This is a genomic window from Tabrizicola sp. M-4, assembly GCF_051132405.1.
GTDB lineage: Bacteria > Pseudomonadota > Alphaproteobacteria > Rhodobacterales > Rhodobacteraceae > Paragemmobacter.
In genome coordinates this window covers 2141550-2160495 of sequence record NZ_CP128606.1, presented here as the reverse complement: position 1 = coordinate 2160495, position 18946 = coordinate 2141550, and the positions used below count along the sequence as shown (strand labels likewise).

The following is an 18946-nucleotide window of genomic DNA, read 5'->3' as shown; positions in this document are numbered from 1 at the left end:
TGATGCGTCTTGCGCAAATCATCGATGGCATTGTGGTCAACGTCGCAGAAGTCGACCCAGAAAACGTGCCGGATTTCATGGAGGACTGGCTTCCGGCAGGCGAAGCCGGGCCGGGCTGGGTCCTCGACGGTGACACGCTCTTGCCTCCGGGCCGCAGCTTCACCGCGGCGACCGCCCTCACCGCTGTCCTCGCCGCGATCTCCAACGTCGAGGCCACGCTCACTGCAGGCGTGCCGCTCGGCGAAAAGCTGTCCTGGACGGCCAAGGAACAGGCCGCCATCGCGGTGATGAACGGCACGGATACCGAGGCCGATACCGCGCTTCTGGCAGGCGAGGCCTCGATCACCGGCGAGACCGTCCTTGAACTTGCGGGCCGCATCGTCGCCGCGGCTGAGGCCTATCGCTTCGCTGCGTCACGCATGGCGGGAATCCGGCGCGCCGCTGAGCGGGCCATTGCAAGCGCAGGGACTGGCGAGGCGCTGATGCAAGCCGTGGAGGCTGCGGAGGCGCAGTGCGCCGCGATCATCGAGGGGATCATGCAATGAGGTTCGAGAACGTGCTGAACTGGGGAAACATCATCACCCTCGTCGTGATGGGCGTGGGTGGCCTCATCGCTTTCTCGAAGCTGCAGTCCGAGGTCGTGTTCATGCGCGATGCCGTGGCTGAGATGCGCCGCGAGGATGACGCCACCGAGATCCGGCTCCGGTCTCTGGAGCTTGGCTTCGGGCGCATCGAGGAGCGCCTCATCGCCATCCAGAACATCCTGCAGAACAACGCCAAGCCCTGATCCGGGGCTGATCACTTCCGTGAAAGGTTTCTGACTATCTGTGAAACGGTCGATTGCGGCATATCAAAAAGCAGAGAAAGCTCGCTGTAGGTCGGCCTGTATCTCTCATGAACGCGCCTAAGTGCAGAAACAAGAGCGTCTGGATAGACGGTCAGATTGCAGTTTTCGCCGCGCTGATTGAGCAGGCCGGTAGCCCTTGCATGACGATTGTTATCGGCAAGCGTCACCCATTCAAGGTTCTCAAATCGGTTGTCCGTCTTGTCTCCGTTTTTGTGGTTCACGCAATCCGCCCAGTCTGGCTTTGGTCCAAGAAATGCGGCGGCAACTATCTGGTGAATCAGCCTTCTGTGGCTCTTTCCATCTCGGCGCAGTGTAACCCCAAGGTAACCCTGCGCTCCACGAACCGGGTCAAACAAAACCCCTTTGAAAAATGCCACGCGGCCATCGGTGTATCTGACGGTGCGGTCTAGGCTTCGCACCTTTCCAAGGCTGGAAACGCTGTAAGCGCCCTCAAACCCTGGAACGTCTTTCCAAACTTCCATGATGCGTCCTGTTTCTGGCGCTTCATGCTAAAACATGGTGAACACATGGTAAAGGCCAACATTTCTATCTCTCTCCGGCATGTTCTCCAACATGAAGGGGGTTGGAGCAACCACCCCAAGGACCCCGGCGGCGCAACCAACATGGGTGTGACGCAGCGGGTCTATGACGCGTTCCGCGACCGCGAGGGACAGCCGCGCCGCAGCGTCCGCGCCATCACCGCCGATGAGGTGGGCGAGATCTACAAGCGCCAGTACTGGGACGCGATCCGGGGCGATGATCTGCCGTCCGGGCTGGACTATGCCCTGTTCGACTATGCCGTGAACTCCGGCCCGCGCCGCGCCGCGCAGGACATCCAGCGCGAGCTTGGCGTGACGGCAGACGGGATTATCGGGCAGGTGACGCTGGCAGCCATTGCGAAGGAGGATGTCTACAGCCTCATCGAGCGCCTGTGCGCCCGCCGGATGCGGTTCCTGCGCGGCCTGCGCCACTGGAACACCTTCGGCAAGGGCTGGACGCGGCGCGTCACGGAAGTGCAGGAAATCGCGCTGTCCATGGCCACGGACCCGGAATCGACCAACTCTGTGCCGCTGATGGCGGTTGAGGCAAAGGCTCAGGACGCGCTGCGCGAGAACATCGCGCAGTCCGCCACGGTGCAGGCCACGGTGATCGATGTCGCAGCCAAGGCTGGCGCAGGTGTCGCCGCGCTTTCCGCGCTTGATGATCGGTGGGTGCAACTGGCGGTGATCGGCCTTCTCGGCGTCGCCGTGATCGCCTCGCTGGTGATCTTCCGCGAGCGGCTGCGGGCTTGGGCTGACGGCTGGCGATGATCTGGGCCCTCCGCAACTGGCAGCTCGTGCTGATCATGGCTCTGGCCTTTGTGCTGGGTCTGGTCGGCATCCGGTCCGCCAGCCTGTCGAACCGTCTCGCAGCGGCCAAGGCCCGCGCCGATGAACTCGAATCCTATCGCAATGGAAGGACAGACGCAGATGAAGTGGACCGGACTATTGGCGGCGATCCTGCTGCTGCCCGCGAGTTCCTGCGCAACCGGAAGCCTTGAAGCTCTTTGCGATGCCACCCGGCAGGACCGGGATCAGGCCGCGCAGGCCCTCCTCGAAGAGGGCACCGACCGGGTTGTCGTTCCGACCGCCCGCCTGATCGCCAAAACCGACGCGGCTTGCCGCTGAAACCTCACAGGAGACCCTACCATGTCCAAGACCGACGCCTTCGAGGCGGCGCTGCTCGACCTCATCTTCCTGAACACCAACATCGGCAACCTTGGCGATGCCACGGGCGTGCGGGGTTCCGTCGCCGCGGGCCAGTTGTTCATCTCGCTGCACACCGCCGATCCCGGCGAGGCTGGCACGCAGCTCACCAACGAGGTGGCCTATACCGGCTATGCCCGCGTCGGCGTGGCGCGGCAGGTGTGGCAACGGCCTCGGCCACGGGCGCTGCGATCATCGCGGCCTCTGGCGCTGCTGCAGGATCGGCCACCGTCGCAGGCACGTCTCAGACCATCATCGGCGCGGCTGGAACCGCTGCAGGTGTCGCCACAGCCTCGGCTGTCGGATCGACGGCAGGCAGCATTGCCAGCGGCGCAGGCTCGGCCTCCGGCACAGCCACGGTGGCAGGCATTGGCGCATCCACTGCAGCCGGGGCTGGGGCCTCGGCAGGCATTGCCACCGCAGCGGCTACGGGGCGCGCCACAGCCGAGTCCAACGGGTCGGCGGCAGGGGTTGGCGCGGCCACGGGCGTGGGCGCTTCCACAGCGGCTTCCAGCGGATCTGCGGCAGGCACTGCCACGGTATCGGCAGTCGGCACCGTCGCGGGCACCGTCGCGGCTGGCGCTGGATCTGCAGCCGGCAGCGCATCGGCATCTGCCACAGGTGCGACGATCCGGGGCGGGGCAGGGGCATCGGCTGGCGCGGCGACTGTCACCGGGGCAGGGGCCTCGATCCGGGCCGGGGCTGGCGCTGCGGCTGGCCTTGCCGTGGTGGCCGGGACTGGCGCGCGGCGCATCGATGCGGCTGGTAGCGCTGCCGGGGCGGCGACGGTCACCGGCGCGGGCGCGGCGCGGGTCACGGCTGTCGGCGCGGCAGCGGGTCTCGCCACGGCCTCCGGCGCGGCTTCTGCCCTGGCGCAAGGCGCAGGCACGGCGCAGGGCAGCGCCACGGCGGCTGCGGTGGGCGAGGCGCGCGAGGAAGGCACTGCGGCCAATGCGCTGCTACCCGGCGTCTGGCGCGCAAACAGCCTGCCCGGTGTCTTCGGCCCCGTCACCATCGCCGGGACAGCCCGCGCTCATGTCCTCGATGGCACGGCGCGCGGCCATGTCCTGCAGGGCCTCTGGCAGGCCGAAACCATCAACGCGACATGGAGGGCGGCGTGACCAATCTCACGACCTTTGAAGATGACGATCTGATCATCCGGATTCCCGTGACCTTTGAACCCGGCAGCGAGATCACGTCGCTCACCGGCGGCACGGCAGAGGCGGTGGCGCAAAGCACGAGCGGGGCCGTCATCACCGCGAATGCCGTCGCGATCACCAGCGGGTCGGAGATCCGCGTCACGTTCAACGATGGCCGTCTGCCTGCCGGGGTCTATTCGCTGCAGGTCCGCGCTACCGTGGCCGGGGTCACGCAGACCGTGTCGCCGGAAGGCACCACGATCACGGTCTATCCGAGCATATGAGGAAGGGGCGGCGCTGGCCGATCAGGCGCGGGCGCGGGTGGTGGTGGGCCGCCCGGTGGTCTGGACGGCCCTGTCCAGTTTAACCGAACAAGCCAAGGCCTTGCTTGTTGCAGGGCGGGTTGAGGCTGTGCCGCAGCTCGGTTTCCAGCGAGATCCGCGCGCTCCTATCCCACATCACCTTTGCGGCGATATGAGTTGCCCCACGCATGATGGCGCGAGTGAGCCCTTCGTGCGCCATCCTGTCAGAGATCAGGCGACGATAGAGGTCATCCGACTCGCCGACATAGAGCGGCCAGATTTCGCCAAATGCGGCACTGCGCATGGCCACATATACCCCTGAGACACGGGGAAAGACCGTGCCATGCAGTGGGTAAAGATTGAAGTCATGCACACGGCCATGAAGGCCGTTCAGTCTGATCGTAGTCGACATGCTCATTTATCTCCTCTGAGCAAGTGTCGTCCCCGATCTCTCTCTTGACCAGTTTGCGCGGTTAATGCGAAATGGCCTCACAGCGGGAGAAATAAGGGAACAACCGAGTTTCAACCAAGGCCTGCGGGGGTGCTCCAACACCGACCGCAGGCCACCTTATGTTGTGGCATTCCTGCGCACCCCGACAAAATCTCGTAAACCAATGCTTCATTCAACGGGAATATTGCACCGCTATGGGCGATTTTTCGCTTGACCGTTTTCGTGCAACAGCGGTGCGGCTCAACCGCTACGTGCATAGATTGTGAGGGACTCGGTGCATAACGGCGAAAAAACCAACTGGCCCCAGACCATCCCGCCCGACCTCCGCCGCAAGCTGGAGAACGTCATGGGCTATCGCAGCTACGGCGCGCAGGACCTATGGGGCGAGGTCAGGGAGTGGCTCGTCGCGCATGGCGTCGAGGTGCCGGAGCAGCTGCCGGAGGATGAGCGGAAGTAGGGCAGAAATCGTGGGACACCCCTTTTCTAACCCATTGATTCCATTACACCTGCTCTTACATGCCTGCGGGACACCTGCGCATTGATTTCACGTGATTATTTGCGCGAATCCGGCCCCGACCTTGGGCACCACCCCTCTGAAATAGCGATGCGGCAACAAGGCGTTAGGCCAGTCCGGATGCTGTTGGCGGCCACCTCCATCCAGTTCTCGCCCCGCATGCGTTCGCATCATTGATGCCTCGCGAGCCTTGGCTGTTCTGATTGGCCGCGCCGGGCGGGCTTTGGGCTTTCTTCAGATGTGGGAAGATTTTTTGCCTTGGCAGGGAATAGGCGCGGGAGGTGGTGCGTTCTTTGTGCATGACCGGTCGAGAGGGCCGGGCTGCCTTGGACATGGAAAGGATATCCGATGAAGAAAGAGACCGTGACCCGCAGCGTGCTTACCCGCCGCAGCCTTCTGACGCGTGTCGGCCTTGCAGCGGGTGCCGCCTACATGGCGCCGGCCATGGTGGGCATGAATGCCGCCCGCGCGAGCGGCGTTTCCGGGGGTGGGTCATCCAGCGGCGGATCGTCGAGCAGTGGGTCGTCGAGCGGGCCGTCCGCGCCTTCGGCCCCTTCGGCACCGTCGCGCAGCAGCAGCAATTCCGGCCCGTCGCGGAACCGCAACACGCGCCCGTCGCGTTCGGCGGGGAAGAATGGCGGCGAGGTTCCGCCGTGGCTGAAGGCGATGTTCCCGGGCCTGTGAGATGGGCGGGGCTGCGACTGTCGTCGCGGGGGGGAGGGGGTGCGAGCCCCCTCCCGTTCCGTCATTGCGGGTGCTGATGGCGGAGGGGGTTGCCGATCCCTTCATCCTTCCGGACGAGCCGGCCTTTCTGGAGGCCCTGACCGGATGCATCAAGGGTTGGCCGATCACGCTGCGACGCCTTGATCCGTCGCGACCGTCGGAAGCGGTGCCGGTGACGGTGATCGAGCCGCGGGGTGAGGGGCTGTATCGTGCCCATTCGCGCTATCTGGAGGAACCGGTCGATGGGTTGAGCCTTGCCTCGGCGGTCTGTGCCGTGCTGGCGGACCTGTCGCAGGCCCGAAGCGATGCGCCGGGGGGGCATATCTTCGGGCTGCATTGCGGGGGCGTGTCGTTCGGGGCGCGCGGGGTGATCCTTGCGGGGGCGGCGCGGGCGGGGAAATCCACGCTGGTGGCGCGGCTGTCGGCGGAGGCGGGGGTGGCGGTGCTTGCCGATGACGTGCTGCCGGTGGCGGCAGGGGGCGAGGTGATCGGCCTTGGCCTTGCGCCGCGGCTGCGGTTGCCTTTGCCGGAAGCTGCGTCGGAGCGATTCCGGCGGCATGTGTCGGGGTGCCTTGGGGCGGCGGATGACCGCTATGGCTATCTGTGGACCGAAAGCCTGTTGCCGCATGGGGCGCGGGCGGAGGCGGAGGTCTTGGTCCTTTTGGATCGCAGGGAAGCGGGGGCGGCGACGCTGCATCACCTGCCCGAGGACCGGGTGCTGCGCGCCATCGTGGAGCGGAGCATCGCGGGCCCTGAGGGGACGGAGGCTGTTTATGCGGCGGCGCGCGATCTTGCGGCGCGGCTGGTGGGGGTTCGGCTCGTCTACTCCGATCTGGAGGAGGCGGTGGCGCTGTTGCGCGCGGCCTTTGCGGGGGATGGGCGGGCGGTGGCGGTTCCCGTCTTGCCCGAGGTGGAGGATGCCGAGGCTGGGCCGGTGGCGTTTGCGGCGGTTCACGGGCGTGCACGGTTCCGGCGGGCGGGGGGGACGGCGACGCGGCATCTGGCCGGGGCGGCCTTCTTGTGGCAGCCTGCGGGCAACATGCTGTGGCACCTGAACCCGGTGGCAAGCATGATCTGGGACATGCTGGTGCGCCCTGTTTCGGCGGAAATCATCGCGCGCGAGTTGCGGCGGGTCTTTCCCGACCAGCCCGTCGCGCGGTTGCGGGAGGATGTTGCGGCTCTGTTGGGGCAGATGTGGCATGAGGGGCTTGCCGAGGCAGAGGCTGGCGGCGAGCGGACAGGAAGGGAGTGAGGGGACATGCGGATCATGCAGCTTTGGCTTGCCGTGTTGGTCGCGGCGATGGTGCAGGTTGTTCTGCCGTCCTTGGCCCTAACGGGTGACCTGTCGGCTGCGGCGCATGCGCAGGATGACGATGATGACGGCGGCAGCGACGACGATGATGACGATGATGATGACGATGACGATGATGACAGCGGTGGCGGGTTCGGATTCGGCAGCGGGTCGGATGACGATGATGGCGGGTTCTTCCGCCAGACGCGGCGGCAGCCGCGCGCGGTTCCCGTCTCTGTCCCGCGCCCTGCGTCGGTGCCGGATGAGGTCGTGGTGCTGGACCTGCCCGCGGCCACGCTGGACATCCTGCGCGCCGAGGGCTTTGCCGAGATCGCGGCGGATCGGCTGGAGCGGGTCGGGCGGACGGTGACGCGGTTGCGCATCCCGTCGGGCGTGACGCTGGCTGAGGCGCGGGATCGCGTGCGCGCGCTGCCGGGGGGGGAGGCGGCGGACCTGAACCATTTCTACCGGGCGGGGAGCGGGGATCAGCCCGAAGAGTGCCGCCATGAGAACTGCCGCGCGCAGGATTTGATCGGCTGGCAGGCGCGGGGGAGTTGCCGGGCGGGGCTGCCCATCGGGGTGATCGATACCGGGGTGAATGCGGAGCATGAGATCCTTGAGGGGGCGCGGATCGAGGTGACGCGGATCGCCGATCCGACGTTGGACCCGTCGCAGGCGGTGCATGGGACGGCGGTGGTGTCGCTGCTGGCCGGGGCGGAGGAGAGCCGGGTGCCGGGCCTCGTGCCCGAAGCGGAGGTGGTGGCGGTGGACGTCTTTTCGCGCGCGGCGGGGGATGAGCGGGCGGATCTTGGCGTGTTGCTGGAGGGGCTGGATCTGCTGCTGGCGCGCGACGTGCGGGTGATCAACCTGTCGCTCGCTGGGCCGGAGAATGCGGTTCTGTCGGCGGCGCTGGATGCCGTGGTGGCGGCGGATCGGACGGTGCTGGTGGCGGCGGCGGGGAATGGCGGACCTGCCTTGGAGCCTGCATGGCCGGCCGCGCATCCGGGCGTGATCGCGGTGACGGCGGTCGATGCGCGGGGGCGGATCTACCGCGATGCGCAGCGCGGCCCGGAGATCGATCTGGCGGCCCCCGGCGTGGGCTTGCTGGCGGCGACCTCGATCCGGGGGGCGCGGGGGAAGAGCGGCACGTCCTATGCCGTGCCCTTCGTCACGGCGGCGGCGGCGTTGATCCTGTCGCGGGAGCCGGAACTGGGGGCTGCGGCTGTGGCGGAGCGGTTGAAGGCCGGGGCGCGCGATCTGGGCGCGGAAGGGGTGGACGAGGTCTTTGGCGCCGGGTTGCTGGATGTGACCGGGCTGTGCGATGCGCCTGTCGTGCCGAAAGAGGGGTGACCAGCGCGAGGCGGGGCCCCGCTTTGTGCGGGGTCCTTCCTGCGGGACGGATCAGGGGGTGGGCGCGTTCCAGCCGCCGGCGATGAGGGTGGCCTCTTCCTCGGGCGTGAGGGCGAGGCCCGCCTCTGCCTGATCGAGGAAGGGCGTCAGGCCCTCGGAAGCGGCCCCTTCTGCGGCGACGAAACCGTCTTCGGTGGCGGCATCCGTCAGGGGTTCCTTGAGGACGACGGCGATGTCCCATGGCGTGCCGGGGCCACGGCAGGCCAGCGCCTGCACCATGGCACCTGCCGCCGCGTCGATGCGTTCCACTTCGCGGCAGAACCCATCGGGCGTGGGCAGGGTGGCAAGGATCATTAGGTCGCCGCCCTGTGCGGTGGGCCGGACCTCGCCGGAGGGGAGCGTGTCGAGCAGGGTCGCCAGTTCGGAACCTGCCGCGACAGGGCCAGGGGTGAAGGGGTCGGCTCCCGGCTGGCGGAAGAGGGCGACGGCGAGGGCGACAGAGGCCGCGAGCGAGAGGCCTGCCACGAGGGTGGCGGGTCTGCGCGGGAAGGGGATGACCTGCGCGGGGGGGCGCTCCTGCGCGGCTGGCGGGAAGATCGTGTCGCGGATGGCCTGCGGCACCGGTTCGTGCAGCGGTGCCGCGAAGGCTGTGGCGAGCGCGGTGTTGGCGGCGAAGAGATCATCGGCATAGGCCTGATCTTCGGGATGGTCGGCCAGGTGCATGGCGACGGCGGCGGCCTCTTCCGGCGAAAGCTCGCCATCCACGAAGGCTGCGATGCGGGCGCGGTCTATCTTGGTCGGGGTCATTGGCGGCGTCCCATGCTGAGGCCGAGTTTCGGGAGGAGCGCCTCGCGGGCGCGGGAAAGGCGGCTCATGACCGTGCCGACGGGGATGTCGAGCGTTTCTGCCGCCTCACGGTAGCTGAGCCCTTCGATGGCGATGAGGGCCAGCACCTCGCGCTGGCCTTCGGGAAGATCGGCCATGGCGGCGCGGGTGCGCGCGAGCATCATGCGGTCTTCGGGGAGGGAGGCGGCCTTGCCTTCGTCGGAGAGGACGGCATCCTCGGGGTCGATGGTTGCGCCCTGACGTTGGCGTTTGCGGCGGTCGTCGATCCAGAGCGTCTGGACGATGCGGTAAAGCCAACTGTCCAGACGGGTGCCTTCGATGAATTGCGCGGCATTGCGCAGCGCCTTTTCGCAGGCGGCCTGCACGAGGTCGTCGGCATCCTGCCGGTTCCCCGTGAGGCTGTAGGCGAAGCGGCGAAGCTTCGGCACCACCGCGACGAGGTCTTGGCGAAATCGGTCCGACATGCGGGCTCCTTCGGGATCGTGGAGTGTTCCGCCAGAACAACGCAGGAGCGCAAGGGTTATTCCATGGAAATTTCGGGAGTGGCGGAAAAGGGTGGGACGGGCCCGCGAGGGAGCGGGCGGTCGGGCCCGTCCGCAGGATGGGTCAGTCGGAAAGACCCATCCTTGCGCGCACCTCCCGGTCGCAGATCACGCTCTGCGCGCGGTAGGTATGGGAGTTGTGCTTGTAGACCATGCCGGTGTTGGCACTGGCCTTGGACTGCATCGTCTGGAGGCAATCGGTCATGCCGGTGTCGAAGCTGTCTTGTAGGGCGGTGCAATCGGCCCGTGTCACCGTGCCGCCGGTGAGCGGGCAGGTGGCGAGGAGGGGTTGCGGGGGGATGTCTTCGGCGAGGGCGGGGGAAGCAAGGGCGAGGGCGAGCAAGGCGTGGGCAATGGGATTTTGCATCTGTCACTCTCCGTTGGGTGCGCCGGATGAATGCTTTGCGGCGTGGGGGAAGCCTTGCCGCTGCTGCGTGAACGGGGCGTGAAGGCAGCGGTAAACTTTGTGAATCGCGTGGCGTGGGCTGGGGGCGTCTTGGCGGAGCGAGGGGCGGGGTGGCGCGATAGTTTGTTGAAAGGGGCCATGCGAATGTGCAAGTTGACGCTGGGGCAGGGACGCCGGGGCGGGTGGCATGGTGCGGTTTCAGGTCGATCTGCTGGGCGGTCTGCGCGTGCTGCGGCTGTCGACCGGGGAGGACCTTGCGTTCCGCACGCGCAAGGCGCGCTGTCTGCTGGGGCTTTTGCTGTTGAGCCCCGGGTTCCGGATGAATCGGGAGCATCTGGCCAGTCTGCTGTGGGACCCGGCCCCTGAGGCGCTGGCGCGGAGCAGTCTGCGGCAGGCGTTGAAGGAACTGCGCGAGGTGCTGGAGCCGGATGGCGATGTGCTGGAGGCGGACCGGTTCACGGTGGGGCTGAAGGGCGCGGCCTTTGCGGTGGATGCCTTGCGGTTGCGCGCGCTGATCGGGGGGGAGGGGACCGGTCAGGCCGATCTTCTGGCGGCGGCGGCGCTGTGGCGGGGGGAGTTGTTCGGCCCGTCGCAACCCAGCGCGCCGGTCTTTGAGGCATGGTTGCAGATTGAGCGGTCGCAGATGCGGTCGGCGCTGACCATGGCGCTGACGGATGAGGTGGAGCGGTTGATCGCGGCGCAGGCCTTTGGCGATACGCGGGTGGCGGATGAGTTGGTGCGGATCGAGCCGAGCCATGAATTGGCGCATCAGTTCCTGATGCGGTTCCATGCGCTGCGGGGGGATCAGTCGGCGGCGTTGCGGCAATATGCCTTGCTGGCGCAGGCTCTGGCGGATGAGTTGGACAGCGAGCCGAGCGAGGCGACGGACGCGTTGCTGGTGGCGATCAAGAGCGGGGAGGTCGCGCTGCCCCGCGCGTCTGCTGTGGCGCTGCGGGGTGGGGCGGGGCGGGAGGCGGAGGCGGAGGCGCGGCAGAGCGGGCCGCCGCGCATCACCATCCGCCCGCCGCTGACGCGGTATCACGACCGGAGCAAGGATTATCTGGGCGAGGGTTTTGCTTTTCTGGCCAAGACATGCCTGTCGCGGTTCCGCTGCTGGATCGTGATCCCGTGGCCCTCGGCGGGGTTCGAGTCGGCCAGTGCGGTGGATTACACGGCGGTGGGGCGGGCCATCGATGCCGATTTCGCGGTGGATTGCGTGCTGGATTGGCGGTCGCCTGCGGGGAAGCTGTTCGTGACGCTGGTCGATTGCCGGGACGGGCGGGAGGTCTGGTCGGGGCTGTTTCCGACGGCGGAGGATGATCTGCAGGCGACATCCTCTTCGGTGGCGGGGGCCGTGGCGGCCAATCTGGCGTCGCAGGTCAATCACATCACGCTTTTACGCCATGCGCGCAGTGCGGCGAGCGACCGTGCGGCCTATGACCTTTGGCTGCGCGGGCATCAGCTTTCGCGGCTGTGGTCTGCAGAGGCGGATGACGAGGCGGAGGCGCTGTTCCTGCGGGCCATCGCGATGGATCCGGGGCTGGCGGGGAGCCATGCGAGCCTTGCACAGATCCTGTCGACGCGGGGGATGGTGCGGCCGGGCTATCCGGGGGCAGAGGCGGATCGCGCGCGCGCCTTTGCCCATGCGCGGGAGGCGCTTGCGCTGGACCCCTATGATCCGCGCTGCCATGTGAGCATGGCGTGGAACTGGCTGATCGCGCAATCGGCGGAGCGGGCGAACACGCATTTCCGGATGGCGGTGGACCTGAACCCGCATGACGCGGAAACCTTGATCGCGGCGGCGAGCGGGTTGGGATTTCTGGGCCATACGGGGGATGCGCTGGACCATGCGCGGCGGGCGGTGCGGTTGAACCCGATCTTTCCCGAATATTACTCGGTCTACATGGCGGGCATCCATTTCATGGCCGGGGACTATGAGGCGGCCATCGCGGCGGTGGAGAAATGCCATGACGGCTTTCCCGACCTTGGGGTCTGGGCCTCGGCCTCATGGGCGCATCTGGGGCGGGCGGGGGAGGCGGCGGCGGCCTATGCCACGTTCCGCGATCTGGTGGCGGGGGCGTGGCATGGCGCGGGGCCTGCGGATGAGGAGGGGATAGAGGATTGGGTGATGGGCACGCTGCCCATCGCATGGCAGCCGGGGCGCGAGCGGTTGCGCGCGGGGCTGCGCCTTGCCCGGGCCATGGCGGGGCCATGACCGGACAAGGCGGCGGCGCGCGGCTTCAGCGGCAGTGGCGCATGAAGTAGCGAGCGAGCAGGACGGGGAAGCGGTTGGCCGGATCGCCACCATAGGTGGGTTCGTCCTGAACGGCGGGCGGGGTGTCGAGCAGGCCCTTCCACGGGATGCGGACATGCATGATGTTGGGCGTGTCATAGACCGGGACGAGTGTGACGGAGGCGGGAATCTGCCCGGATTTGCCCGCGCCGGGGCCATCGTAGCGGTAGCCTGCCTTGTGCAGCCATTTGCGCGGGTCCTCGCTGAAGGCGAGCCATTCCGAACCGGGGCTGTCGTCGAAGACGCTGCGGCTGAGGCGCATGATCGCCTCGCCCGTCTTGCGCTGTTCGGCCAGCGAGCCGCTTTTCAGGTTGAAGAATCCGACCATGCCTTGTCCTTCCTGTGGGTTGCGGTGATGCGGCGGGTCTTGGGTGCCGCCGTTCCGCCCATCAAGGCAGGGCTTGCGTGAAGCCAGCGTGAAAGGGGCCGGAGGGGCAGGGAAAGGCGGCTTGATCGGGGGGCGGGTGCGGCGTCCTATTGGGGGCATGATGATGAAACCCGCCGATCTGATCACGCTTTTGAACCGGTCGCTGGCCGGAGATTTCCGCGTGATGCCGCTTTATTCCGCCGATACGCCGGTGTTTCTGGCGGTGGCATTGCCATTGGGCGAAGGCGTGACGGGGTGTCGCCCGCGCCTGCCTGCCGGGCGGGGATTGACGTTGCAGCAGGCGATGGTGTCGGCGGGGGCGGAGGCCTTGGAATTGCGGGCGAGCCTTGCGCAATCGCATCTGGCGATGCTGGCGGCGGCGCCGAGGGGGGACGGGCTGGCGCTGGTGGAATGCCGGGACCTTGCCTCGGGCGAGGCGATGATGGTGGCCGCGCAGGAGGTGTTCCTCGATTGCGCGGCAGCCTTGGGAGAGCCATTGCGGACGGATGCCAATTCCACGGGTTGTGCCGTGGCACCGTCGCGGCAGGGGGCGGAGACGGTGGCGCTGTGGGAATGCGTGGAGCGGGATGCGCTGGCCCTGTGGTGGCATGGCGGGCGCGAGGCGGGCGCGGTGGCCTTGGAAGAGATCGACGCGGTGCAGCCGCGCCTTGGCTGGTGGCTGGAGCGGCGGGCGCGGCGGACGCGCCTTTTGGAGGTGACCGGCGATGTCGGGTTGCCGGTGGTGGTGGCGGTGTCTTGCGACGAGGCGGGCGGGCGCGTCGCCTTGGGCAGCGCGGCCCGGCCATCGCGGGTGGAGGCGGCTTTGGCCGCGGTGACGGAACTGGTGCAGACGGAGGTCAGCCTCGACGAGGCGCTGTCTGTGGGTGATCCGGAGGCGGCGGCTTGGGCCGCGCATGGGCGGATCGGGCTGCCCGCTTTTCAGCCCGGTGCCGCACGTGCCGAGCGGGCACCGATGCATGGGCGCGATCTGGTGGCGCGGTTGGGGGCGCTTGGGCATCGGGTGCTGAGTTGCGAGATGACCTTGCCGGGCGATCCGATGCCGAGCCTGCGGGTGCTGGTGCCGGGGCTTTGCGCGATGGGGGGGCGTATCGGGATGGAGCGATTCCGCAGGCAGTGCCCGGACGCGGCGGGGCCGCATCTGCCCGAACCGTTCTGAGACAAGAAAAAAGATGGGGGGAGGGGATGGTCTTCATACGCAGCACGCATGATCTGATGGAGCTTGCCGGGGGGGCGCCTGCGGGCGGCGTGGCGCGGCAGTCGCGCTATGGCTATCTGTTCCCGGCGCTGGCGGATGAGCCGGGGGTCGGCTGTTTCGCCGGGACGGACGAGGCGGAGACGCTGGCGCGGCTGCGGGCCTTCGAGGAGGCGACGCATCTACCGGTGAACCCGCCTTCGGCGCTGCTGATGCGGTTGCCTGCGGCCTATACCTATTTCGGGCAATTCGTGAACCACGACATTTCCGCCCCGGTGGGCGGTGTCGCGGCGGCGGATGCCCCCGCGCCGGTGGGGGTGATCGGCCCTGCCGAGCCGCAGGGGTTGGGCCAGACCTGGCGGGCGGATCGCCAGACGATCCTTGCGCGGGTGGTGAACGAGCAGGGGCGGCCCCTGATGCTGGGCAGCCTGTATGGCGATTGGCCGGATACGGATGATCCGGGGATCGCGGCGCTGTTCGCGCGGGATGGCAAGCGGTTCCGGCTGGCACGGGTGGCGGCGGTGAAGGATGTGGAGTTCACCGATATCGATGTCGATCCCGCGACGGTCCTGCGGGCAACGGGCGCGCCCGACCTGCCGCGGCGCGGTCGCGAGGCGGTGATCGCGGATCGGCGCAATGACGGCAATCTGATCCTGTCGCAGATGCATCTGGCCTTCCTGCGGGTGCATAACCGCGCGGTGGCGGCGCTGGAACCCGCGATCCGCGACGATGCGGCCTGTTTCCGCGCGGCGCGGCGGTTGGTGACACTGCATTACCATTGGCTGATCCTGAACGATTTCCTGCCGCGCATCCTGTCGCGCACGGTGCTGACGCGGCCCTTGGCGGAGTGGGCAAGCCGCCTTGCCGCGGCGCGGGAAGTGCCGATGGAATTCACCACGGCGGCCTTCCGCTTTGGCCATTCGATGGTGGGGCGGGCCTATGATTTCAACGCAAATTTCGGCGCGGGCGGGAAGATCGCGGGGGAGGCCAAGCTGATCGAGCTGTTCCGGTTCACCTCGGCGCAGAACATGGGGCATCCGGAGGGGCCTGCGCGGCAGGTGCCGGAGCATTGGGTGATCGACTGGGAGCGGGTGACGGCGGGGGGCATGGCGCGCCCCGGCGGTGCGCATGCCGGGGCGGAGCGGATCGACCTGAACTTCGCGCCCGACATGTTGAACGTGGCGGGCGATGCGGCGGTGCCGGAGCAGGGATCGATCCTGTTCCGCAACCTGATGCGGGGCTTCCATCGGCGCATTCCGTTCGGCCAGCGGCTGGCCGATGCCTATGGGGTGGAGCGGCTGACGCTGCAGCAGATGCGCGCGGCCCTGCCGCGGCGGCGGTCGCCGGGAGGGGCCTTTGCCTCGCCGCTCGTGGCGGCGGATGCGCTGGGGTTCATGGAGGAGATGCCTGCGTGGCTATATTTCCTGTGCGAGGCGAAGGCACTGGAGCGGGGGGCGCGGGTGGGGCCGACGGCAAGCCGGATCATCGCGGATACGATCGTGGGGTTGATGCGGGGCGAGGAGGAGTCGCTGTTGCGGGTGGCGCGGGGCGGCTGGCATCCGCGCGACAGTCTTTTGAGGGATCGCGAGGGGCGGGCGCTGGAGACCTTGCGGGGGTTCCTGCTGTTTTCGCAGGAAGGGTAGCCCTGCCTCAGGTGCGGGCCCGCCATGCGGCCCAGTCTTCGGGCGTGTCGAGATCAGTCACGGCGTGGCGGGCGGGCAGGGGAATGGGTTGCAGCCTTGCGCGGTGGCGGATGAGGACGCTGCGCGCGCCTTCGTCGCCCTTGAGCGTCATGAGATCGTCGCGCAGGTCGGGCGGGAAGCAGACCGGATGGCCGGGGGTGCCGTCCTCGGCGCAGCCGCGCAGGATGGCCTGCGGTTCCTGACGCCAGTGATCGAGGAGGGTGGTCAGGTCGGCGGTCGTGATCTCGGGCAGGTCGGCGAGCAGCAGGAGGATGCCGCAGCCGGGCGGGATGGCGGCGAGGCCTGTCTTCAGGCTTTCGGCCATGCCCTCTTCGGGGCGGGGGACGGTGACGCAGTTCAGCGAAAGGCCCTGCAGCGCGGCGAGGCGGGCGGGGCGGTCCGGTGGCAGGGTGACGGTGACGGGGCAGCCGGTGGCAAGGGCGGTGCGGGCGCTGCGGCGCAGGAGCGGTTCGCCCGCGACATCCTCTGTCAGCTTGTCGGCCCCGCGCATGCGGGACGAGGAACCGGCGGCGAGGAGGAGGATGTGGGGTTGCATGGCGCCACCCTTCCAAGCGGGGCGCGGGGCGTCAAGCGGGTTCGATGCGGCGCGGCGTGCCGCCGCAAGCCTTTTGTCTCGCCTGCCGCGCGTGCCGCGCGTCCGGCTCGGATGCCGGGGGCGCCGCCCCCGCACCCCCGGGGTATTTGGGCCGAAACGAAGGTGATTGTTTTCGTCTTGGGGGAAATACCCCGGGTGGGCCCGGGAGGGCTGGCCCTCCCGGCGGGTTGGTGTCAGGACCGCATTCTGGCACCGTCGCCATCCCAAAGGGGGGCGAGGTGGACGGTGGCGGGGCGGCGTTCGCCGAGGATCTCGATCTCGCAGGCGAGGCCGTCCTTCACGCGGTCGGCGGGCAGGAAGCCCATCGCGACCGATTTGCCCGTCCAGTGCGAGAAGCCGCCGGAAGTGCAGAAGCCCACCACGGCATCGTCGAGCCAGATCGGTTCCCATGCGACGACATCGGTGTCCTTGGCGTCGACGACGAAGGAGACGAGCTTGCGCTTGGGACCTGCGGCCTTTTCCGCCGTCGCGGCGGCCTTGCCGATCCAGTCGGCCTCTTTGTTCCAGCGGATGAAGCGGTCGAGACCCGTTTCGCAGGGGGTGTAGTCGGGGCTGAATTCGCGGCCCCAGCTGCCGAACCATTTGTCGAGGCGCAGGGACATCATGGCGCGCATGCCGAAGGGGCGGAGGCCGAGGTCGCGGCCTGCTTCGGTCAGCACGTCCCAGAGGTGGCGGACGGACATGTGGTCGGTGAAGATCTCATAGCCCAGATCGCCCGTGTAGCTGACGCGCTGGACGATGCAGTTGGCCATGCCGACGGTCATGCGTTTGACGTCCATGAACTTGAAGGCATCCGCCGAGACGTCGGAGCGGGTGACGCGGGAGAGGAGTTCGCGCGCCTTGGGACCCGCGATCTGGAAGCCGGAGCGGGCGTCGGAGATGTTCTCCACCCGCACCCCGTCCATCGCGTTCTGGTCGAACCAGCGGGAATGCCAGCCCTGCGCGCCGTAGGAGGCGGTCAGCTGGAATTCGGTTTCCGACAGGCAGGAGATGGTGAAATCGCCGATGATCTTGCCCGAATGCGCCAGCATCGGGGTCAGCGACAGGCGGCCGGGCTTCGGCACCGCGCCCGCCATCACGCGGTCGAGCCATGCGCGGGCGTTGGGACCCGTGACGCGGTATTTGCCGAAGTTCTGCACCTCGTTGATGCCGACGCCTTCGCGGACGGCCAGCACTTCCTGACGCGTGGCTTCCCATGCGTTCGAGCGGCGGAAGGTCGGCGTCTCGTAGCGCGGTTCACCCGGCAGGGCGTGGTAGTTGACCACTTCCAGACCGTATTGCTGGCCCCAGACGGCGTTCATCTTGTCGAAGACTTCGTACATCGGGGTGGTGCGGAAGGGGCGGGCGGCGGGGCGTTCCTCGTTCGGGTAGGAGACGGAGAAGCGCATCTGGTAGTTTTCGATGACCTTCGGGACGGTGTAGCCGGGGCTTGTCCAGTTGCCGAAGCGGGCGACGTCGAAGCCGCGGGGGTCGCGTTCCACTTCGCCGTGGATCATCCATTGGGCCAGCGCAAGGCCCATGCCGCCCCCTTGGGAAAAGCCCGCCATGACGGCGCAGGCGGACCAGTAGTTGCGCAGGCCCGGCACGGGGCCGATCAGCGGGTTGCCATCGGGGGCGAAGGTGAAGGGGCCGTGGATCACGCGCTTGACGCCCGACCGTTCGAGGACGGGGAAGCGGCGGTAGGCGAAGTTGACCGAGTCCTCGATCTTGTCGAATTGCTCGTTCAGGAGTTCGTGTCCGAAGTCCCACGGGGTGCCGTCGACGGACCAAGGTTCGCAGGGCTTTTCGTAGAAGCCGATGCAGAGGCCGCGGCCTTCCTGACGGAGGTAGGATTCGCCGCCGGGGTCCATGACATGGGGGAATTCGCGGCCCGACTTCAGGATGTCCATGATTTCGGGGATGTCGTCGGTGACGAGGTATTGGTGCGCCATGGGCAAAAGCGGCAGGTAGACGCCCGCCATTGCCCCGATCTCGCGCGCCCACAACCCGCCCGCGTTGACGAGGTGTTCGGCGATGATGGTGCCTTTCTCCGTCACGATTTCCCACGATCCGTCGGGGCGGGGGTTGGTTTCCAGCACGCGGTTGTGCAGGACGATTTCCGCCCCGCCCATGCGCGCGGCCTTGGCATAGGCGTGGGTGGTGCCGGAGGGGTCGAGGTGGCCGTCGAGCGGGTCGTAGAGGGCGCCGATGATGCCTTCGAGGTTGACCATGCCGTCGGTGAGCTTGTGGATTTCCTCTGGCCCGAGGATTTCGGTGTCGAGCCCCATGTAGCGGTGCTTGGCGCGTTCGGCCTTGAGCTGCTCAAACCGCGCCTCGTTATCGGCCAGCGTGATGCCGCCCACATGGTGCAGGCCGCAGGACATGCCGGTGATCGCCTCAAGCTCTTTGTAGAGGCGGATCGTGTAGCCCTGCAGCGCGGCCATGTTCGTGTCGCCGTTCAGCGTGTGGAAGCCGCCCGCCGCGTGCCAGGTGGAGCCGGAGGTGAGTTCGGACCGTTCCACCAGCATCACGTCGGTCCAGCCGAGCTTGGTCAGGTGGTAGAGGACCGAGCAGCCGACGACGCCGCCGCCGATCACGAGCACTCGGGTATGGGTTTTCATGGGGGACTCCCTCGATTGG

Annotated in this window: 22 protein-coding genes; 13 read left to right on the top strand and 9 right to left on the bottom strand. The window is 67.7% G+C overall.

The annotated features are described in order from the left end of the window. Positions 1–2 precede the first annotated feature (2 nt). On the top strand, positions 3–545 hold the full coding sequence (locus TabM4_RS10480; protein WP_434612049.1) for a hypothetical protein: 543 nt from the start codon (positions 3–5) through the stop codon (positions 543–545). Beyond that, positions 542–787, top strand: coding sequence for a hypothetical protein (locus TabM4_RS10475; RefSeq protein WP_434612047.1), 246 nt, complete (start codon positions 542–544; stop codon positions 785–787). Before TabM4_RS10480 ends, TabM4_RS10475 begins: the two co-directional genes overlap by 4 nt. Positions 788–798: 11 nt before the next feature. Here TabM4_RS10475 and TabM4_RS10470 read toward each other — a convergent pair whose 3' ends face one another. Continuing rightward, entirely contained in the window at positions 799–1329 is a 531-nt protein-coding gene (locus TabM4_RS10470) for an NUMOD4 motif-containing HNH endonuclease (RefSeq protein ID WP_434612044.1), read from the bottom strand. A gap of 24 nt (positions 1330–1353) precedes the next feature. Here TabM4_RS10470 and TabM4_RS10465 point away from each other — a divergent pair, with 24 nt between their 5' ends. Both TabM4_RS10465 and TabM4_RS10460 read left to right on the top strand, forming a co-directional pair. Next, on the top strand, positions 1354–2157 hold the full coding sequence (locus TabM4_RS10465; RefSeq protein ID WP_434612042.1) for a glycoside hydrolase family 108 protein: 804 nt from the start codon (positions 1354–1356) through the stop codon (positions 2155–2157). Beyond that, a complete protein-coding gene (locus TabM4_RS10460) occupies positions 2154–2387 on the top strand; it encodes a hypothetical protein (RefSeq protein ID WP_434612039.1) in 234 nt (77 codons plus the stop codon). Before TabM4_RS10465 ends, TabM4_RS10460 begins: the two co-directional genes overlap by 4 nt. Here TabM4_RS10460 and TabM4_RS10455 read toward each other — a convergent pair. Then, positions 2332–2760, bottom strand: a complete 429-nt coding sequence (locus TabM4_RS10455; RefSeq protein ID WP_434612036.1) for a hypothetical protein — start codon at positions 2758–2760, stop codon at positions 2332–2334. The two genes, TabM4_RS10460 and TabM4_RS10455, sit on opposite strands and share 56 nt — an antisense overlap. Between TabM4_RS10455 and TabM4_RS10450 the strand changes: the two genes are divergently transcribed. Together TabM4_RS10450 and TabM4_RS10445 are read left to right on the top strand one after the other, a co-directional pair. Beyond that, on the top strand, positions 2754–3713 hold the full coding sequence (locus tag TabM4_RS10450) for a hypothetical protein (protein WP_434612034.1): 960 nt from the start codon (positions 2754–2756) through the stop codon (positions 3711–3713). The genes TabM4_RS10455 and TabM4_RS10450 overlap by 7 nt on opposite strands. After that, complete coding sequence (locus TabM4_RS10445) at positions 3710–4015, top strand: hypothetical protein (RefSeq protein WP_434612032.1); 306 nt, start codon at positions 3710–3712, stop codon at positions 4013–4015. Before TabM4_RS10450 ends, TabM4_RS10445 begins: the two co-directional genes overlap by 4 nt. Positions 4016–4094: 79 nt before the next feature. Here TabM4_RS10445 and TabM4_RS10440 read toward each other — a convergent pair whose 3' ends face one another. Beyond that, positions 4095–4451, bottom strand: a complete 357-nt coding sequence (locus TabM4_RS10440; protein ID WP_434612030.1) for a hypothetical protein — start codon at positions 4449–4451, stop codon at positions 4095–4097. Between the two features lie 307 nt (positions 4452–4758). Here TabM4_RS10440 and TabM4_RS10435 point away from each other — a divergent pair, with 307 nt between their 5' ends. The 4 genes from TabM4_RS10435 (at position 4759) to TabM4_RS10420 (ending at position 8362) form a co-directional block, all read left to right on the top strand. Then, the gene (locus tag TabM4_RS10435) at positions 4759–4941 is read left to right on the top strand and encodes a hypothetical protein (protein WP_434612027.1); all 183 of its coding nucleotides are present in this window, start codon (positions 4759–4761) and stop codon (positions 4939–4941) included. 405 nt (positions 4942–5346) lie between these two features. Next, the gene (locus TabM4_RS10430; protein ID WP_434612025.1) at positions 5347–5682 is read left to right on the top strand and encodes a hypothetical protein; all 336 of its coding nucleotides are present in this window, start codon (positions 5347–5349) and stop codon (positions 5680–5682) included. Between the two features lie 76 nt (positions 5683–5758). Further along, a complete protein-coding gene (locus TabM4_RS10425) occupies positions 5759–6973 on the top strand; it encodes a PqqD family protein (protein ID WP_434612022.1) in 1215 nt (404 codons plus the stop codon). A 6-nt stretch (positions 6974–6979) separates the two neighbouring features. After that, on the top strand, positions 6980–8362 hold the full coding sequence (locus tag TabM4_RS10420; protein WP_434612021.1) for a S8 family serine peptidase: 1383 nt from the start codon (positions 6980–6982) through the stop codon (positions 8360–8362). 51 nt (positions 8363–8413) lie between these two features. Here TabM4_RS10420 and TabM4_RS10415 read toward each other — a convergent pair whose 3' ends face one another. From TabM4_RS10415 to TabM4_RS10405, 3 genes are all read right to left on the bottom strand, one after another. After that, the gene (locus TabM4_RS10415; protein WP_434612019.1) at positions 8414–9169 is read right to left on the bottom strand and encodes an anti-sigma factor family protein; all 756 of its coding nucleotides are present in this window, start codon (positions 9167–9169) and stop codon (positions 8414–8416) included. Further along, on the bottom strand, positions 9166–9672 hold the full coding sequence (locus TabM4_RS10410; protein WP_434612016.1) for an RNA polymerase sigma factor: 507 nt from the start codon (positions 9670–9672) through the stop codon (positions 9166–9168). Before TabM4_RS10410 ends, TabM4_RS10415 begins: the two co-directional genes overlap by 4 nt. Before the next feature lie 142 nt (positions 9673–9814). Then, positions 9815–10117 (bottom strand): hypothetical protein, encoded by a 303-nt coding sequence (locus TabM4_RS10405; protein WP_434612014.1) that lies wholly within the window; start codon positions 10115–10117, stop codon positions 9815–9817. Positions 10118–10343: 226 nt separating this feature from the next. Here TabM4_RS10405 and TabM4_RS10400 point away from each other — a divergent pair, with 226 nt between their 5' ends. Then, the gene (locus TabM4_RS10400) at positions 10344–12371 is read left to right on the top strand and encodes a BTAD domain-containing putative transcriptional regulator (RefSeq protein ID WP_434612013.1); all 2028 of its coding nucleotides are present in this window, start codon (positions 10344–10346) and stop codon (positions 12369–12371) included. A gap of 25 nt (positions 12372–12396) precedes the next feature. Here TabM4_RS10400 and TabM4_RS10395 read toward each other — a convergent pair whose 3' ends face one another. After that, positions 12397–12777 carry a hypothetical protein gene (locus TabM4_RS10395; RefSeq protein WP_434612010.1) on the bottom strand — a complete coding sequence of 127 codons (381 nt, stop codon included), beginning with the start codon at positions 12775–12777 and terminating at the stop codon, positions 12397–12399. A 157-nt stretch (positions 12778–12934) separates the two neighbouring features. On the opposite strand from TabM4_RS10395, the gene TabM4_RS10390 reads away from it, so the two are divergent. Both TabM4_RS10390 and TabM4_RS10385 read left to right on the top strand, forming a co-directional pair. Further along, positions 12935–13993, top strand: a complete 1059-nt coding sequence (locus tag TabM4_RS10390; protein ID WP_434612008.1) for a YcaO-like family protein — start codon at positions 12935–12937, stop codon at positions 13991–13993. 26 nt (positions 13994–14019) lie between these two features. Next, entirely contained in the window at positions 14020–15672 is a 1653-nt protein-coding gene (locus TabM4_RS10385) for a peroxidase family protein (RefSeq protein WP_434612006.1), read from the top strand. A gap of 7 nt (positions 15673–15679) precedes the next feature. Here TabM4_RS10385 and TabM4_RS10380 read toward each other — a convergent pair whose 3' ends face one another. Together TabM4_RS10380 and TabM4_RS10375 are read right to left on the bottom strand one after the other, a co-directional pair. Beyond that, positions 15680–16267, bottom strand: a complete 588-nt coding sequence (locus TabM4_RS10380; protein ID WP_434612004.1) for a nucleotidyltransferase family protein — start codon at positions 16265–16267, stop codon at positions 15680–15682. A 233-nt stretch (positions 16268–16500) separates the two neighbouring features. Beyond that, entirely contained in the window at positions 16501–18927 is a 2427-nt protein-coding gene (locus tag TabM4_RS10375) for a GcvT family protein (protein ID WP_434612002.1), read from the bottom strand. Between the last annotated feature and the right edge of the window lie 19 nt (positions 18928–18946).

What these genes read in the sequence shown, in the direction of transcription:
- TabM4_RS10390 (WP_434612008.1), top strand. Translation starts at nt 12,935, where the DNA reads ATGATGATGAAACCCGCCGATCTGATCACGCTTTTGAACCGGTCGCTG.
- TabM4_RS10415 (WP_434612019.1), bottom strand. Translation starts at nt 9,169, where the DNA reads ATGACCCCGACCAAGATAGACCGCGCCCGCATCGCAGCCTTCGTGGAT.
- TabM4_RS10440 (WP_434612030.1), bottom strand. Translation starts at nt 4,451, where the DNA reads ATGAGCATGTCGACTACGATCAGACTGAACGGCCTTCATGGCCGTGTG.
- TabM4_RS10420 (WP_434612021.1), top strand. Translation starts at nt 6,980, where the DNA reads ATGCGGATCATGCAGCTTTGGCTTGCCGTGTTGGTCGCGGCGATGGTG.
- TabM4_RS10460 (WP_434612039.1), top strand. Translation starts at nt 2,154, where the DNA reads ATGATCTGGGCCCTCCGCAACTGGCAGCTCGTGCTGATCATGGCTCTG.
- TabM4_RS10465 (WP_434612042.1), top strand. Translation starts at nt 1,354, where the DNA reads ATGCTAAAACATGGTGAACACATGGTAAAGGCCAACATTTCTATCTCT.
- TabM4_RS10425 (WP_434612022.1), top strand. Translation starts at nt 5,759, where the DNA reads ATGGCGGAGGGGGTTGCCGATCCCTTCATCCTTCCGGACGAGCCGGCC.
- TabM4_RS10405 (WP_434612014.1), bottom strand. Translation starts at nt 10,117, where the DNA reads ATGCAAAATCCCATTGCCCACGCCTTGCTCGCCCTCGCCCTTGCTTCC.
- TabM4_RS10480 (WP_434612049.1), top strand. Translation starts at nt 3, where the DNA reads ATGCGTCTTGCGCAAATCATCGATGGCATTGTGGTCAACGTCGCAGAA.
- TabM4_RS10385 (WP_434612006.1), top strand. Translation starts at nt 14,020, where the DNA reads ATGGTCTTCATACGCAGCACGCATGATCTGATGGAGCTTGCCGGGGGG.
- TabM4_RS10410 (WP_434612016.1), bottom strand. Translation starts at nt 9,672, where the DNA reads ATGTCGGACCGATTTCGCCAAGACCTCGTCGCGGTGGTGCCGAAGCTT.
- TabM4_RS10395 (WP_434612010.1), bottom strand. Translation starts at nt 12,777, where the DNA reads ATGGTCGGATTCTTCAACCTGAAAAGCGGCTCGCTGGCCGAACAGCGC.
- TabM4_RS10380 (WP_434612004.1), bottom strand. Translation starts at nt 16,267, where the DNA reads ATGCAACCCCACATCCTCCTCCTCGCCGCCGGTTCCTCGTCCCGCATG.
- TabM4_RS10470 (WP_434612044.1), bottom strand. Translation starts at nt 1,329, where the DNA reads ATGGAAGTTTGGAAAGACGTTCCAGGGTTTGAGGGCGCTTACAGCGTT.
- TabM4_RS10475 (WP_434612047.1), top strand. Translation starts at nt 542, where the DNA reads ATGAGGTTCGAGAACGTGCTGAACTGGGGAAACATCATCACCCTCGTC.
- TabM4_RS10400 (WP_434612013.1), top strand. Translation starts at nt 10,344, where the DNA reads ATGGTGCGGTTTCAGGTCGATCTGCTGGGCGGTCTGCGCGTGCTGCGG.
- TabM4_RS10375 (WP_434612002.1), bottom strand. Translation starts at nt 18,927, where the DNA reads ATGAAAACCCATACCCGAGTGCTCGTGATCGGCGGCGGCGTCGTCGGC.
- TabM4_RS10430 (WP_434612025.1), top strand. Translation starts at nt 5,347, where the DNA reads ATGAAGAAAGAGACCGTGACCCGCAGCGTGCTTACCCGCCGCAGCCTT.